The organism is Nocardiopsis sp. NPDC006832 (assembly GCF_040635885.1).
Classification (GTDB): domain Bacteria; phylum Actinomycetota; class Actinomycetes; order Streptosporangiales; family Streptosporangiaceae; genus Nocardiopsis.
Window position 1 is genome coordinate 1 of sequence record NZ_JBEYLC010000097.1, and the last position, 14,909, is coordinate 14,909.

Sequence of the window (14,909 nt, forward strand, 5' to 3'; positions counted from 1 at the left end):
GCCCTGCTCGAAGAGATCGGAGCCCGCGACGCCGGTGTCGAGATGGGCCTGACCACGGCCTTCACCCCCATCACCACCGAAGCGCTCATCGAGGCACGCCCCGACGTCCTGCTGGTCATGACCAAGGGACTGGAATCGGTCGGCGGCGTCGCCGGACTTTCCGAGATTCCCGGCGTCGCGCAGACCCCGGCCGGACGGAACCAGGCCGTCATCGACTTCGAGGACGGCGTCCTGCTCAACTTCGGTCCCCGCACCCCGCAGGTCATCACCACCATGGCCGAGGAACTCGCCGCGGTCACCGGCGAGACCGGCGACGCCTCGGGTGCGGAGGGCGACGAGTGACCGCCCTGTCCCCACGCCCCACCACCGGATCCGACGACGCCCCCGCGGACGACGGCGGGGCCACCCCCGGGACCCTCTGCCGACGCCTGCGCGCCACCCTGCTGATCACGGGCCTGTCCGTCGGACTCGTCGTCGTCTCCGTGATCGCCGCCGGTGTGGGCGCCTACCCGATCCCCGCCGGCCAGGTCGCGGCCTCCCTCCTGGACGCGGTGGGCCTGCGGGTCGGCGGCCTGCCCGACCAGATCGCCGAGACCGTCCTGTGGGACGTGCGCCTGCCCCGTGTGGTCCTGGCCGTCATGGTCGGTGCGGCCCTGGGCAGCGCCGGCGCCATGATGCAGGGCATCTTCGGCAACCCCCTCGCCGAACCCGGCGTCATCGGCGTCTCCTCCGGCGCGGCCGTCGGCGCGATCGTGGTCATCTTCACCGGGCTGACCGTGCTCGGTCACTGGACGATCATCGCGTCGGCGTTCGTCTTCGGCCTGCTCACCACGTTGTTCGTGTACGTGTTCGCGCGCTCCGGCGGCCGTACCGAGGTCGTCACCCTGCTGCTCACCGGTATCGCGGTCAACGCCATCGCCGGCGCGGCCATCGGGCTGATGACCAACTTCTCCCAGGACGCCGAGATCCAGACCATCACCTTCTGGCAGCTGGGCAGCGTCTCCACCGCCACCTGGTCCAAGGTCGCCGCGATCGCGCCGTGCCTGTTGCTGGGCCTGTCCGTCATCCCGTTCTACGCGCGCAAGCTCGACCTGTTGTCCCTCGGCGAGGGGCCCGCCCGTCATCTGGGCGTGGACGTCGAACGCATGCGTTTGGTGATCATCACCGCGATGGCGTTGCTGACCTCCGCCGCGGTCGCCTTCGCGGGGATCGTCGCGTTCGTCGGACTGGTCGTACCCCACATCATCCGGATGGTCACCGGTCCCGGACACCGGGTGCTGCTGCCCGCCTCGGCGCTGGGCGGCGGGCTGCTCCTGCTCGCCGCCGACCTGCTCGCCCGAACCGCGGCCGCCCCCGCCGAGATCCCACTCGGCGTGGTCACCGCGGCCCTGGGCGGACCGTTCTTCTTCTACCTGCTGCACCGCACCCGCGCCAAGCAAGGAGGCTGGTCATGACCACGGGGTCCCCGCTGCGCCGCCGGTTCGCGTCAGCCGTCGCCCCACTCACCCGGGCACCCGATCGGCCCGAACCCCTCGAACCCGGCGCCCCCGTGGTCCGAGCGCGGGACGTCACCGTCCGCAGGGGTGGGCGGGCCCTGCTCGACGGGGTCGATGTCACCGTCCGTTCCGGGGAGCTGCTGGCGCTGGTCGGCCCCAACGGCGCCGGCAAGTCCACGCTGTTGCGCGCCGTTTCCGGGGACGTCACCGGAGCACCCGGTAAGGGGGAGCGGGACTCGGGCACGGTGCGCCTGTTCGACCGCCCGCTGGAGGAGTGGACCCCGCCCGAACTCGCGCTGCGCCGCGCCGTCCTGCCCCAGGAGGCCACGGTCGGCTTCCCGTTCTCCGTGCACGAGCTCGTCACCATGGGGCGGGCGCCCTGGGCCGGGCTGAGCACCCCCGATCAGGACGCCGCACTCGTGCGCGAGGCCATGGCGCGGGTCGGTGTCGAACAGCTCGCCGACCGACGTTTCCCCACGCTCTCCGGCGGCGAACGAGCCCGGGTGATGCTCGCCCGCGTATTGGCCCAGGACACCTCCCTGCTCCTGCTGGACGAACCCACCGCGGCGCTCGACATCCGCCACCAGGAACTCGTTCTGGGGATCGCGCGTACACTGGCGTCCCACGGTGGGGCGGTTATCGTGGTCCTGCACGATTTGGGGCTTGCGGCCGCGTACGCCCATCGTGTGGCGGTACTCTCCGGAGGACGGGTCGCAGCGCAGGGCACCCCCGCCGACGTCTTCACCGCGTCGTTGCTCAGCGCCGTGTACCGACACGAGGTCGAAGTACTGCCGCATCCGCGTACGGGGGTCCCGCTCGTCGTCCCACTCCGGTCACCCGGGTGCACACGAAAGCGTCCACAGGAGTAGGTCGTATTGGTGTCCACAACTGAACGGCAGTCGCGCGATGAGCCCCACCCCGAGAACGAGGAGCACCGCCCCCGCTCCTCCAGGGGCGGGAGGCGGCGCGCCCGCAAACCGAAGACCACCCCCGGTGACGTCGTCCGCGGTTTCGTACGGTTCTTCGGCGAGATCCTGCTGACCGCGGGTCTGCTGATGCTGTTCTACGCCGGTTACGAGGTGTACGGCTCCCAGTGGGAGACCGACCGCGAACAGCAGGGGCTGGCGGACGGGCTCGACGAGGCCTGGGCCGCCACGGAGGAGACCGTGCAGGGGCCCGACTCGGAGCCGCTGCCCGGCAGCGCCGACAGCCGCCTGTACGTTCCGAGCCTGGACCTGGACTGGGTCGTCGTCAACGGCACCGAGCCCGACGACATCCGCTACAGTCCCGGTCGCTACACCCAGTTCGACAGCGCACCCGGTGAGATGGGCAACTACGGCGTGGCCGCCCACCGCACCCCCGGCCTGTTCTGGGACCTCGACCTGCTCGACGAGGGCGACGTCATGGTCCTGGAGGACGGCGAGAACTTCTATACCTACGAGGTCTTCCGAGAGGAGACCGTGTTGCCCGAGGACTTCTGGGTGGTCACCCCCGACCCCTTCGAGGACGCCTCGGAAGAGGAACCCGGACGTGCGCTGCTCACCCTCACCACCTGCGCGCCCAAGCTCAACAACACGCACCGGCTCATCGTCTGGGCGGAACTGGCCGAGACCACGCCCAAGTCCGAGGGCATGCCGGAGTCCATCGCGCACATGGCGCCGGAAGCCTAGGGAGGGTTCACGAATGTACGGCCTGATCTGGCGCGTCCTGCCGGGACCATGGGCGTCGAAGTTCATCATGATGGTCGGCCTGCTCGCGGGTGCCGCCGCGCTGCTGTGGTTCTTCGCCTTCCCGGCGATCTCCCCCCACATGCCGTTCAACGACGGTGCGGTGGACACGTCGAACATCGGAGGTGAGGAGGCCCCCGCCGGCGTGCCCGGTGAGGACGCCGAATCCACCGGTGATGAGCTGGGAGGCGATCCCGGGGCCGACCCGGAAGCCGAAGAGGGCGGCGTTTAGGACACGAGGAAAGACAGCGGTTTCGACGCTGAAGAGGAACAACAGGGCGGCGCGGTGCACGGGCACCGTGCCGCCCGTCGTGAGGTGGTGGAATGGTGGGCCGCTGTGCGCGGCACCACTGCCGGGGCTCCATCTTCCGGACCGGGCAACCACTAACCTCTAGCAGGTGAGCAACGGGGGACGAGACGAATGACGGTGACGCAGACCTCGCAAGAGGATCGCCTGAGCGGCCTTCGGGCCTGGCAGAGGGAGGCCTTCGAGGAGTACTTCCGCAGGCAGCCGCGCGACTTCCTCGCGGTGGCCACCCCCGGCGCGGGCAAGACCACCTTCGCCCTCACCCTGGCCAGTGAGCTCCTCCAACGGCACGCAGTGCGTTCGATCACCATCGTCTGCCCCACCGAGCACCTCAAGAAGCAGTGGGCGGAGGCCGCGGCGCGGTTCGGGATCCCCATCGACCCCGAGTTCAAGAACGGGCAGGGCGCACTGGGGCGTCAGTACCTCGGTGCGGCCGTCACCTACGCGCAGGTGGCCGCGCACCCGATGTTGCACCGCAACCGCACCGAGGCGCGCAAGACCCTGGTGATCTTCGACGAGGTCCACCACGCCGGCGACGCCCTGTCCTGGGGCGAGGCGGCACGGGAGGCCTTCGACCCGGCCACCCGAAGGCTCTCACTGACCGGCACCCCGTTCCGCTCCGACATCAACCCCATCCCGTTCGTGGACTACGTCCAGGACGGTGCCGGGGTCAGACGTTGCTCGTGGGACTACAGCTACGGGTACGCGCCCGCGCTGGAGGACGGCGTGGTGCGCCCGGTCATCTTCATGGCCTACTCCGGTGAGATGCGCTGGCGGACCAAGGCCGGTGACGAACTCGCCGCACGCCTGGGCGAACCGCTCACCCAGGACGCGCTCTCCCAGGCCTGGCGGGCCGCGCTCGACCCCAAGGGCGACTGGATCAAGAAGGTCCTGCAGGCCGCCGACCGGCGCCTGACAGAGGTGCGCAAGACACACCCGGACGCCGGCGCGCTGGTCATCGCCAGCGACCACGAGAACGCCCGCGCCTATTCACGGATCCTGCGGCAGATCACCGGCAAGGGCGCCACCGTGGTGCTCTCCGACGACCCCACGGCCTCCAAGAAGATCTCCCGGTTCGCCGCCGGCGACGATCGTTGGATGGTCGCGGTGCGCATGGTCTCCGAAGGTGTGGACGTGCCCCGTCTGATGGTGGGCGTGTACGCCACCTCCACCAGCACCCCGCTGTTCTTCGCGCAGGCCATCGGGCGTTTCGTGCGGGTCCGCAAGCGTGGCGAGGTGGCGTCGGTGTTCCTGCCGTCGGTGCCCACGCTGTTGGAGTACGCGGGCGAGATGGAGCGCGAGCGCGACCACGTCCTGGACAAGACACCAGGTGACGACGAGTACCCGGAGGAGGACCTGCTCCGGGAGGCGAACAAGAAGAAGGACTCGCCGGACGCGGGGGAGGAGCTCCCGTTCGAGACGATGGAGTCCGCCGCCGAGTTCGACCGGGCGCTGTACGACGGCCTGGAGTACGGGGGCGGCGCCGCGGGGTCCAGTGAGGAGGAGGACTTCCTCGGGCTGCCCGGGCTGCTCGACCCCGACCAGGTCTCCCAGTTGTTGCGCAAGCGCAAGGCGGACCTGAAGGCGAGTGAGCTCAAGGCCAAGGGCAGGCAGGAACCGGAGGAGCCCAAGGGGCCCACCCACCAGATCCTGGCCGACCTGCGTCGCGAACTCAGTGGGTTGGTGGGGGCCTGGCACCATCGGACCGGAAAACCGCACGGTGCCATCCACAACGAGCTGCGGCGCGCCTGTGGTGGGCCGCCCGTCGCGCAGGCCACCCCGGATCAGATCCAGGAACGCATCGCCAAGCTGCGCGCCTGGGCCGTCGGGCAGAAATAGTCACTGACCAGTCGAATCGGGCAAATACTTCGCAACGCCGCGCAAGGCAGGCAAACTGTGGGCGATTGTGTCGCTACTGTGCGTGAGATGATTCGACGAAGCTCTCGCGGTGGCACAGCCGCGCTCTGGTCCGGACTGTCCCTTTGCGCGGTCACGTTGACCGGCCTGGTGGCGAGTACTTCTCCGGAGCCGACCACCCAGGGGGTGGCGGCTCCGGAGAACGTCTCGGCGGCCACGGTGGCGAACGAACCGTATTGCCCACCCGGCACGGAACCGGTCGCGGAGGCCGAACGCAGGGTCGCCGACCCGCACGCCGGACCCTCCGACGGTGTGGAGGTCACCCCGGAACAGGCCGCCGAGTACGAGGAAGGCCTCCGCCGGGCGATGGAACGGATCCGCGACCATGAGGCCGCCGCGCCCTACACCGTGCCCGTGGTCATGCACGTGATCTCCGCGAGCGACGGCAGCGGCGAGATCTCCGACGAACGCGTCGACGACCAGGTGGACGTGCTCAACCGGGCGTACCAGGGCGAGTACGCGAAGGGCTCGGAGGGCACCGACACCGGATTCCGCTTCGAGCTCGCCGACGTCACGCGGACCGAGAACGACACCTGGTTCCGCGACTTCGGAGAGCAGCGCGACGAGATCCGCGCCGAACTGCGCCAGGGCGGCCCCGAGACCCTGAACATCTACACCGCGGACCTGGGCAGCGGACTGCTGGGCTTCTCCACGTTCCCGCAGGACTACGCCGACAACCCCGACCAGGACGGGGTCGCGATCGCGCACGACACCCTGCCCGGCGGTGGCCGCGAGAAGTTCAACGAGGGGCACACCGGAACCCACGAGGTCGGTCACTGGCTGGGGTTGTTCCACACCTTCCAGAACGGTTGCGAGAGCCCGGGCGACTACGTCGACGACACCCCCTACGAACGCGAGGCCGCCTCCGGTTGCCCCGAGGGCCGGGACACCTGCCCCGAACGCGAGGGCGAGGACCCGGTCACCAACTTCATGAACTACAGCGACGACGCCTGCATGACCCACTTCACCAAGGGGCAGGCGGATCGCATGGCCGAGCACTGGGCCGCCTTCCGCGAGGGCGCGCCACAGGCCTGACCCGGGTTCGTGGCGTCACACCACCCGTGGCGCCACGAATCGCCACCTCAAAGGGCGAGTAGTCTGCGCAGGACCGTTTCCACCTCGAACAGGACGAGATCGTCGACACGACCGAACCGTCGTCCGAGCCGTTCGGGAGAGATCGAGCGCAGGTCCTCGCACTTGGCGTAGCTGAACGCTTTCAGTCCCGAGGAACCCGGCTCGATCTCCACATGGGTCCGACTTCCCCGGTGGGTTCGGGTCAACGGGACCGCCATGACCACGGGTGGGTGGGACTCCAACCAGAGTTGAGCGTTGACCAGGAGAACCGGACGGCGCATCCCTTGTTCGTGGCCGACCGGGTCTCCCAGGTCGGCCATGTGGATCTCGCCTCGCTTCACCAGGCTTCCTCTGCGGTCAGTTCGTCGTCCCCCGGGTCTGAGAGGTCGTCCTGGAGTGTCCGGTCATCGAGGCGGGCACGCCGGTCCTCCTTGGTGAGGCTCTCGTTGTACATGCGCACGTCGGACCAGAACTCCAACTCCTCGGCCTCGTCCAGTGCCTCTTCGATCGCGCGAGCCATGGTGACCCGGCGGTGTCTCGCCCTCTTGCTGATGCGCTCTCTCAGGGATCGTGGGACCTTGATCGTGGTATCCATGGAAGTCATACTGAAAGTATGCCTCAGGGATGGGGGCTTGGCCATAAGTCGGGCGGGGAGCGGGTGGTGCGCGCCGCTAGGCTTGAGACATGGCAGCCAACACGTACCTGACCGGGATCAAGCCCACCGGCGACTTCCACCTGGGCAACTACATCGGCGCGATCAAGCCCGCCCTCGCGGCCGCCGAGCGCTACGACACCTTCTACTTCATCGCCGACTATCACGCGCTCAACATCATCAAGGACGCGGACGAGCTTCGTCACAGCATCCGGTCGGGCGCTGCCACCTGGCTGGCCTGTGGGCTCGAGCCCGAGCGCACGGTCTTCTACCGCCAGTCCTCCATCCCCGAGACCTTCGAGCTCACCACCATCCTGAGCACCCTCACCCCCAAGGGGCTCATGAACCGCGCGCACGCCTACAAGGCCGTTCGGGACCGCAACACCGAGGCCGGCGTCACCGACCTCGACTCGGGCGTCAACATGGGGCTGTACAACTACCCCATCCTCATGGCCGCGGACATCCTCGTCATGGAGGGCACCCAGGTCCCCGTCGGCCGCGACCAGTCGCAGCACATCGAGTACACCGCCGACATCGCCGGGTACTTCAACCACCGCTTCGGGGACTCCTACAGCTTCCCGATCCCCAAGGGCGTCATCGACGACAGCGAAGCGAGCATCCTGCCCGGCACAGACGGCCGCAAGATGAGCAAGTCCTACGACAACCACATCCCGCTGTTCCTGTCGCAGAAGAAGCTCCGCAAGGCCATCAACCGGATCCCCACCGACTCCACCCCGGTGGAGGACCCCAAGGACCCGGATTCCTCGATCCCGTTCCAGCTGCTCACACACTTCGCCGACGCCGACAAGGTCGCCGACGTGCGCAAGCGTCTGGAAGCGGGCGGCATGGGCTGGGGCGACCTCAAGAAGGAACTGTTCGAGGCGGTCGACACCGAACTCGGCCCCAAGCGCGACCGCTACGAGGAGCTCATGGCCTCCGAGACCGAGCTCGACGACATCCTCGCCTCCGGCCTGGACCGCGCCCGTGAGCGCGCCCGCCGGGTCCTGAAGGACGTCCGCTCCGCCATCGGCATCGCCTAGGTCGAGCGCCGCGCCGGAGTCAAGAAGCGGCCGTGACCTCTCCGGTCACGGCCGCTTCGTCGTCAGGGCAGGGGCTCAACCGACCAGCGGCTCGCCCTCCAGCTCCACGCCGGCGGCGCGCAACCGCTCCAGCGCCGACTCGACCGTGGGCGCGGCCACGCCCGCGGTCAGACCGAGCAGCACCCGCGTCCGGAACCCCTCTTCCCGGGCGTCCAGCGCGGTGGCCCGCACACAGTGGTCGGTGGCGATGCCCACCACGTCCACCTCGTCCACGTTCCGTTCGCGCAACCACGCGACCAGGGTCGTCTCACCATCTCGCGCGGTCCCCTCGAAACCGCTGTAGGCCGCCGTGTACTGGCCCTTGCCGAAGATCTCCTCCGCCACCGAGGCGTCGAAGTCGGCGTGGAACTCCGCGCCGGGGGTACCGACCACGCAGTGCGGCGGCCAGGTGTCCACGAAGTCGGGGGTGTCGGAGAAGTGCGCCCCCGGGTCGATGTGGTGGTCACGGGTGGCCACCACGTGGTCGTAGCCACCGGCGCGGGAGTGCTCGGTGACGGCGGCCGCGGTACGCGCTCCGCCCTTCACACCGAGGCTGCCGCCCTCACAGAAGTCGTTCTGTACGTCCACCACGATGAGTGCCCTCGTCATGTCCGGCACCTCTCTTCCAGGATCGGGTCGGGTCTGGGACTTCAGTGGAAGATCGTCGGCAGCGAGGCGTCGCCGCGGGACATCCGCAGCGCCTGCTCCGGCAGTTCCGCCACGGTCGCCCGGTGGCGTTCACGGGCCTGGTGGACCGTCTCCCGGCCCACGATCTCCCCGTCGACGACCAGCGGCCGCAACAACGGACGGGTACCGACGACCTCGCCCGGGTCGTGCGGGTACACCTCCTCGGACACCGCGACGCCCTTGTCGTCCAATCGGCGCACCGACCACTTGCGGCCGCCCCGGCTCGGTTTGCCCACCGAACGCTTGGCGACCGGTTCCAGCGGGGCGTCGTCCGCCAGGCCGCGCGCCCGTGCCACCAGTTTGTACACCAGCGAGACGGTCGGGGCGCCGGAACCCGTGACCAGGGACGTTCCCACGCCATAGCCGTCCACCGGGGCCACGGCCAGAGCCTGGATGGAGTGCTCGTCGAGGTCGCCGGTGACCACGATCTCGGTGTCGGTGGCGCCGAGCCCGTCGAGTTGGGCGCGCACCCGGGACGCGGTCGCGCCCAGGTCACCGGAGTCGATCCGGACGGCTCCGAGCTCCTTGCCGGCCAACTCCACGGCGTGACGCACCGCGCGTTCGACGTCATAGGTGTCCACCAACAGGGTGGTGCCCATGCCCATGGATTCCAGCTGGGCCTTGAACGCGTGCTGTTCGCTGTCGTGCAGCAGGGTGAAGGCGTGCGCCGCGGTGCCGCCGGTCGGTACCCCGAACGAGCGTCCCGCCTCCAGGTTGGAAGAGGTCGCGAACCCGGCCACGTAGGCGGCGCGGGCCGCGGCCACGGCGGAGCGTTCGTGGGTGCGGCGGGACCCCATCTCGATGAGCGGGCGGTCGCCGGCCGCGACCGACATGCGGCTGGCCGCCGAGGCGATCGCGCTGTCGTGGTTGTAGACCGACAGGGCGAGGGTCTCCAGGATCACGGCCTCGGCGAACGTGGACTCCACCACGAGAATGGGGGAGCCGGGGAAGTAGGCCTCTCCCTCGCCGTAGCCCCAGACGTTGCCCGAGAAGCGGTAGTCGGCGAGCCACTCCAGGGTGGGCTCGTCCACGACACCGTGGTCGGACAGGAAGTCCAGTTCCGCACGGCCGAAGCGGAAGCGTTCCAGTAGGTCCAGGAAGCGCCCGGTGCCCGCCACGACGCCGTAACGACGGCCTTCGGGTAGGCGCCTGGCGAACATCTCGAACACCGACCTGCGTGCGGCGGCGCCGCTGTGCAGGGCGCCCTGGAGCATCGTCAGTTCATAGTGGTCGGTGAGCAGCGCACTGCTGCCGTCCTCTCTCATAGGAGCGAGCCTATTCGTTGAGGGTTGGAGCTTCGCAGCCGCCCCACCAGCCGGGGCAACAATACCCACTCGGTTGGTAGAGAAGAATGGGTGGGTACCCTGGAGCCATGCTGAGGATTGACCGCTCGATCTACGACCAGATCGTCGCACACGCCCGCCGCGACCACCCCGACGAGGCGTGTGGTGTCGTCGCCGGCCCCGAGGGCTCCGACCGCCCGGAGCGGTTCATCGAGATGCTCAACGCCGAACGGTCACCGACCTTCTACCGTTTCGACTCGATCGAGCAGCTCAAGGTCTGGCGTGGGATGGACGACCGCGACGAGGAACCCGTCGTGATCTACCACTCCCACACCGCGACCGAGGCCTACCCCTCGCGCACCGACATCGCCTACGCCTCCGAGCCGGGGGCCCACTACGTCCTCGTCTCCACCCGTGAGCCCGACACCGTCGAGTTCCGCTCCTACCGGATCGTCGACGGCGAGGTCACCGAGGAACCGGTGGAGATCACCGAGGGCGACGGCCGCCAGTAGGCTCCGCCACCGGCAGGGCTCCGTCCGGAATGAGGGCGGAGTGTCTCCTGTTGGACATGAACGCACAACTACGACCGCTAACGGAGTCACCTTCATGGCCATCGAGGTCCGCATCCCCACCATCCTGCGCAACCTGACCGACGACGCCAAGGTCGTCGAGGGGTCCGGCGCCACCCTCGGCGAGCTGTTCACCGACCTGGACAGCCGTCACCCCGGCATCGCCGAGCGTCTGGTGGAGAACGGCAAGCTGCGCCGCTTCATCAACGTCTACCTCAACGACGAGGACGTCCGATTCGTCGGTGGGCTCGAAGCGAAGCTCTCCGACGGCGACAACGTGACCGTCCTGCCCGCCGTCGCCGGCGGAAGCCGCTAAGGACGGCCATGCGCTACGACTCCCTACTCGACTCCCTCGGCGGCACGCCGCTCGTCGGCCTGCCCCGACTCTCGCCCTCGCCGAGGGTGCGGCTGTGGGCGAAGCTGGAGGACCGCAACCCCACCGGTTCGATCAAGGATCGCGCGGCGTTCTTCATGATCGAGCAGGCCGAGAAGGACGGGTTGCTCTCCCCGGGGTGCACGATCCTGGAGCCGACGTCGGGGAACACCGGCATCTCGCTGGCCATGGTCGCCAAACTGCGCGGCTACCGCATGGTCTGCGTCATGCCGGAGAACACCTCCGCCGAGCGCAAGCAGTTGCTCGCCATGTGGGGCGCCGAGGTCCACTTCTCCGAGGCCGCGGGCGGGTCCAATGAGGCCGTCCGCGTCGCCAAGGAGATGGCCGCGGCCAACCCCGACTGGGTGATGCTGTACCAGTACGGCAACCCGGCCAACGCTCGCGCCCACTACGAGACGACCGGGCCCGAACTGCTGGCCGACCTGCCGGAGATCACCCACTTCGTGGCGGGGCTCGGTACGACCGGAACCCTCATGGGGGTGGGGCGCTACCTGCGCGAGCACAAGCCCGACATTCAGATCGTCGCCGCCGAACCCCGGTACGGCGAACTCGTCTACGGGCTGCGCAACATCGACGAGGGGTTCGTCCCCGAGCTCTATGACGAGTCGGTGCTCACCACCCGTTTCTCCGTCCCCTCCGATGCCGCGCTCAAGCGGACCAGGGAACTCCTGGCCAAGGAGGGCATCTTCGCGGGGGTCTCCACGGGCGGCGCCCTGCACGCCGCCCTGGGGATGGCCCGCAAGGCCGAAAGGGAGGGGCGGTCCGCCGACATCGCGTTCGTCATCGCCGACGCCGGATGGAAGTATCTGTCCACCGGCGCCTACGAGGGGACCCTCGAAGAGGCGGAGGAGCGCCTGGACGGCCAGCTCTGGGCCTGATCCGAGCTTCGTGACGGAGACCGGTCGCTGCTGCGGCCGGTCTCCTGTCTTATTCGGGCAAAACGGTCATCTCTGATCAATTGGTGTGAAAAATTCACACGTGACCGAGGTCGCCTGAGATGCGGGACACATTTTGTACCACCAGGGCGGTCATTGGGGTACACCCGTAACAAGGGCACATCCGCAGAACCAGCCGCCACCCGCACTCCCCGCGCACAGCCACTCAGGGGCCACGGAGACAGAGCGGCCGACCGAGAAGGCGACGACGACGTGCGACTCACGATTATCGGGTCCTCCGGGAGTTTCCCCGGGCCGGACAGCCCGGCCTCCTGTTACCTGGTCGAGGCCGGTGGATACCGCCTGCTTCTGGACCTTGGCAACGGCGCCCTGGGCGCCCTCCAGCGCTACACGGACCTCTACTCCATCGACGCCGTGTACCTCAGTCACCTGCACACCGACCACTGCGCCGACATGTGCGCCTACTGGGTCGCCCGCATGTACTCGCCCGACGGAGCCAAGCCGCGCATCCCCGTCTACGGACCCGTCGGGGTCTCCGACCGCCTCGCCCAGATCTACGGGCTGGACCCCGACCCCGGCATGACCGAGGTCTTCGACTTCCACGAACTGACCCCCGGCGAGTTCCGCATCGGCCCGATGACCGCCCGCGTGGACAGGGTCAACCACCCCGTCGACGCCTTCGGCATCCGGCTCGAACACGAGGGCGCCTCCCTCGCCTACTCCGGGGACACCGGCTCGTGCGATTCCCTGATCGACCTGGCCCGCGGAGTCGACCTCTTCCTCTGTGAGGCCGCCTTCCACGACCACCTCGAACACCCCAAGGACATGCACTTGACCGGTAGCGAGGCCGGCGACCACGCCGACCGGGCCGGGGTCCGCAAACTCCTGCTCACCCACCTGGTGCCCTGGAACGACGACGACGTCACCATGTCCGAGGCCCGTTCCACCTTCGCCGGCGACATCGAACTCGCCCGAGGCGGACAGGTCCACCGGATCGGCGACTGAGCGGCTGAGCGACTGAGCGGCGGCCGAGCCACGAGGTGGTCCGACCGGAGATACGCTCATGACCATGGCTCGACCTGACGGACGCGTTCCGACCCAACTTCGCCCTGTGACCATCACCCGCAACTGGCTCCGCCAAGCGGAAGGTTCCGCGCTCATCGAGTTCGGAGACACCCGTGTGCTCTGCGCGGCCACCGTCGAGGACGGTGTGCCCCGCTGGCGGAGGGGGACCGGCGAGGGGTGGGTCACCGCCGAGTACGCCATGCTTCCGCGCGCCACCGACACCCGTGGTGCCCGGGAGTCCGTGCGCGGCAAGATCGGCGGACGTACCCACGAGATCTCGCGATTGATCGGCCGCTCCCTGCGCGCCGTCGTCGACTTCAAGGCGATGGGCGAACACACCATCACCCTGGACTGCGACGTGCTCCAAGCCGACGGTGGAACCCGCACCGCGGCGATCACCGGTGCCTACGTGGCCCTCGCCGACGCGATGAAGTACCTGCGCAAGAAGCGCAAGCTCAAGACCAACCCGCTCATCGGCTCGCTCTCAGCGGTGAGCGTCGGCGTGGTGCAGGGGCAGCCCAGGCTGGACCTGAACTACCTGGAGGACTCCGTCGCCGACACCGACATGAACGTCGTGATCACCGGTGACGGCAAGTTCATCGAGGTGCAGGGCACCGCGGAGGGACAGGGTGCGGCGTTCGACCGCGAACTCCTCGACAAGCTGCTCGACCTCGCCACCAACGGTTGCGGGGAGCTGTCCGCGATCCAGAAGAAGAGCCTGTCCGAGTAGGTCCGGAGGAGTTGACCGTGAAGATCGTGTTGGCCACGCGCAACGCGAAGAAGGTGCCGGAGATGCGCGCCATCCTCGCCGAGGCGGGCGTGAAGGCCGAGGTCCTCGCCCTGGACGCGTTCCCCGACGCACCCGAGGTACCCGAGACCGAGGCGACCTTCGTCGGAAACGCCCGACTGAAGGCGAGGGCGATCGCGGCGCACACCGGTCTGCCCGCGGTGGCCGACGACTCCGGGTTGAGCGTGGACGAACTGCGGGGGATGCCGGGTGTCCTCTCCGCCCGATGGTCCGGCCGTTTCGGTGCGCGGAACCAGGACCGGGCCAACCTGGAACTGGTCCTGGACCAGCTCGCCGATACCCCGCGGGAGCGCCGAGGCGCCCGGTTCGTGTGCGCGGCCGTGCTGGTGATGCCCGACGGGACCGAGCGGTCGGCCGAAGGTGTTCTGAGTGGACACCTGGTCGGGGAACCCCGAGGAGAGAACGGGTTCGGCTATGACCCGGTCTTCGTCCCCGAGGGCCACGATCGGACCACGGCGGAGCTGACCGCCGAGGAGAAGAACGCGATCAGCCACCGGGGCATCGCCTTCCGCGCCTTGGCCGAAGAACTGGCCGCACTGGTGTGACCGGGGTGGGACGGGTCGGTTTCGGTCCGTCCCACCCCGGATCAAACCCAGGGCACGGAAAAATCTTGACACCGGGGTTTGCCGGTCCGGGACCAGGGGCAGGATGGTTCATGCCTGACAAGCAAGCCGATCCAAGACCCCGGACCCGACGTCGACGTACGGTGTCACCAGGATCGACGGCGTCATCAGGGCCGACAGCGTCATCAAGGTCGGAAGGCCCGGACACATCGGGGATCTCCCCACCGGACCGGGCCGATTTGACGTCACCGAGACAGTTACCTAGACTCAGCGAGTCGCTGCGGGACGGAGAGCGCAGAACCTTCTGGTTCGCGCTCGGCACCGGACCGCGATCACAGACATCCTCTTCAAAGCAGCCTGGTTCGAGCGGTGCTCGGAGCATGTAAACTCGA

Annotated in this window: 17 protein-coding genes and 1 pseudogene; 14 read left to right on the forward strand and 4 right to left on the reverse strand. The window is 68.7% G+C overall.

The genetic code is table 11. The features are described from left to right. The 7 genes and pseudogenes from ABZ717_RS27155 to ABZ717_RS27185 all read left to right on the forward strand — a co-directional run. Positions 1 to 342 (forward strand): annotated as a pseudogene (locus ABZ717_RS27155) (hemin ABC transporter substrate-binding protein); the annotation flags it as partial. 86 nt (positions 343 to 428) lie between these two features. Next, positions 429 to 1,454: an iron ABC transporter permease gene (locus ABZ717_RS27160; protein WP_358515678.1), complete on the forward strand. Its 1,026-nt coding sequence runs from the start codon at positions 429 to 431 to the stop codon at positions 1,452 to 1,454. Continuing rightward, on the forward strand, positions 1,451 to 2,365 hold the full coding sequence (locus ABZ717_RS27165) for a heme ABC transporter ATP-binding protein (protein ID WP_358515634.1): 915 nt from the start codon (positions 1,451 to 1,453) through the stop codon (positions 2,363 to 2,365). The genes ABZ717_RS27160 and ABZ717_RS27165 overlap by 4 nt, the downstream gene beginning before the upstream one ends. Before the next feature lie 6 nt (positions 2,366 to 2,371). Next, on the forward strand, positions 2,372 to 3,166 hold the full coding sequence (locus ABZ717_RS27170) for a class E sortase (RefSeq protein ID WP_358515637.1): 795 nt from the start codon (positions 2,372 to 2,374) through the stop codon (positions 3,164 to 3,166). 13 nt (positions 3,167 to 3,179) lie between these two features. Next, the gene (locus tag ABZ717_RS27175) at positions 3,180 to 3,455 is read left to right on the forward strand and encodes a hypothetical protein (protein ID WP_358515640.1); all 276 of its coding nucleotides are present in this window, start codon (positions 3,180 to 3,182) and stop codon (positions 3,453 to 3,455) included. A gap of 189 nt (positions 3,456 to 3,644) precedes the next feature. Beyond that, the gene (locus ABZ717_RS27180) at positions 3,645 to 5,369 is read left to right on the forward strand and encodes a DEAD/DEAH box helicase (protein ID WP_358515643.1); all 1,725 of its coding nucleotides are present in this window, start codon (positions 3,645 to 3,647) and stop codon (positions 5,367 to 5,369) included. An 87-nt stretch (positions 5,370 to 5,456) separates the two neighbouring features. After that, on the forward strand, positions 5,457 to 6,482 hold the full coding sequence (locus ABZ717_RS27185; RefSeq protein ID WP_358515646.1) for a zinc metalloprotease: 1,026 nt from the start codon (positions 5,457 to 5,459) through the stop codon (positions 6,480 to 6,482). A 47-nt stretch (positions 6,483 to 6,529) separates the two neighbouring features. On the opposite strand, the gene ABZ717_RS27190 is transcribed toward ABZ717_RS27185, so the two are convergent. Both ABZ717_RS27190 and ABZ717_RS27195 read right to left on the reverse strand, forming a co-directional pair. Further along, positions 6,530 to 6,862 carry a type II toxin-antitoxin system PemK/MazF family toxin gene (locus tag ABZ717_RS27190; protein ID WP_358515649.1) on the reverse strand — a complete coding sequence of 111 codons (333 nt, stop codon included), beginning with the start codon at positions 6,860 to 6,862 and terminating at the stop codon, positions 6,530 to 6,532. Next, the gene (locus ABZ717_RS27195) at positions 6,859 to 7,125 is read right to left on the reverse strand and encodes a hypothetical protein (RefSeq protein WP_358515652.1); all 267 of its coding nucleotides are present in this window, start codon (positions 7,123 to 7,125) and stop codon (positions 6,859 to 6,861) included. Before ABZ717_RS27195 ends, ABZ717_RS27190 begins: the two co-directional genes overlap by 4 nt. Positions 7,126 to 7,205: 80 nt before the next feature. Here ABZ717_RS27195 and ABZ717_RS27200 point away from each other — a divergent pair, with 80 nt between their 5' ends. After that, positions 7,206 to 8,213, forward strand: coding sequence for a tryptophan--tRNA ligase (locus tag ABZ717_RS27200; protein ID WP_358515655.1), 1,008 nt, complete (start codon positions 7,206 to 7,208; stop codon positions 8,211 to 8,213). 75 nt (positions 8,214 to 8,288) lie between these two features. Here the strand turns inward: ABZ717_RS27200 and ABZ717_RS27205 are convergent, their stop codons facing one another. Together ABZ717_RS27205 and ABZ717_RS27210 are read right to left on the reverse strand one after the other, a co-directional pair. Continuing rightward, positions 8,289 to 8,861, reverse strand: coding sequence for a nicotinamidase (locus ABZ717_RS27205; RefSeq protein ID WP_358515658.1), 573 nt, complete (start codon positions 8,859 to 8,861; stop codon positions 8,289 to 8,291). A 41-nt stretch (positions 8,862 to 8,902) separates the two neighbouring features. Beyond that, a complete protein-coding gene (locus ABZ717_RS27210; protein WP_358515661.1) occupies positions 8,903 to 10,204 on the reverse strand; it encodes a nicotinate phosphoribosyltransferase in 1,302 nt (433 codons plus the stop codon). Positions 10,205 to 10,311: 107 nt separating this feature from the next. On the opposite strand from ABZ717_RS27210, the gene ABZ717_RS27215 reads away from it, so the two are divergent. The 6 genes from ABZ717_RS27215 (at position 10,312) to rdgB (ending at position 14,499) form a co-directional block, all read left to right on the forward strand. Continuing rightward, a complete protein-coding gene (locus ABZ717_RS27215; RefSeq protein ID WP_358515664.1) occupies positions 10,312 to 10,734 on the forward strand; it encodes a M67 family metallopeptidase in 423 nt (140 codons plus the stop codon). A gap of 94 nt (positions 10,735 to 10,828) precedes the next feature. Continuing rightward, complete coding sequence (locus tag ABZ717_RS27220) at positions 10,829 to 11,107, forward strand: MoaD/ThiS family protein (RefSeq protein ID WP_067608473.1); 279 nt, start codon at positions 10,829 to 10,831, stop codon at positions 11,105 to 11,107. An 8-nt stretch (positions 11,108 to 11,115) separates the two neighbouring features. Continuing rightward, positions 11,116 to 12,063, forward strand: coding sequence for a cysteine synthase (locus ABZ717_RS27225; protein ID WP_358515667.1), 948 nt, complete (start codon positions 11,116 to 11,118; stop codon positions 12,061 to 12,063). A gap of 270 nt (positions 12,064 to 12,333) precedes the next feature. Next, positions 12,334 to 13,086 carry an MBL fold metallo-hydrolase gene (locus ABZ717_RS27230; RefSeq protein WP_358515670.1) on the forward strand — a complete coding sequence of 251 codons (753 nt, stop codon included), beginning with the start codon at positions 12,334 to 12,336 and terminating at the stop codon, positions 13,084 to 13,086. A 64-nt stretch (positions 13,087 to 13,150) separates the two neighbouring features. Further along, the gene (gene rph, locus ABZ717_RS27235; protein ID WP_358515673.1) at positions 13,151 to 13,876 is read left to right on the forward strand and encodes a ribonuclease PH; all 726 of its coding nucleotides are present in this window, start codon (positions 13,151 to 13,153) and stop codon (positions 13,874 to 13,876) included. 17 nt (positions 13,877 to 13,893) lie between these two features. Further along, the gene (rdgB, locus tag ABZ717_RS27240) at positions 13,894 to 14,499 is read left to right on the forward strand and encodes an RdgB/HAM1 family non-canonical purine NTP pyrophosphatase (RefSeq protein ID WP_358515675.1); all 606 of its coding nucleotides are present in this window, start codon (positions 13,894 to 13,896) and stop codon (positions 14,497 to 14,499) included. Positions 14,500 to 14,909 lie beyond the last annotated feature (410 nt).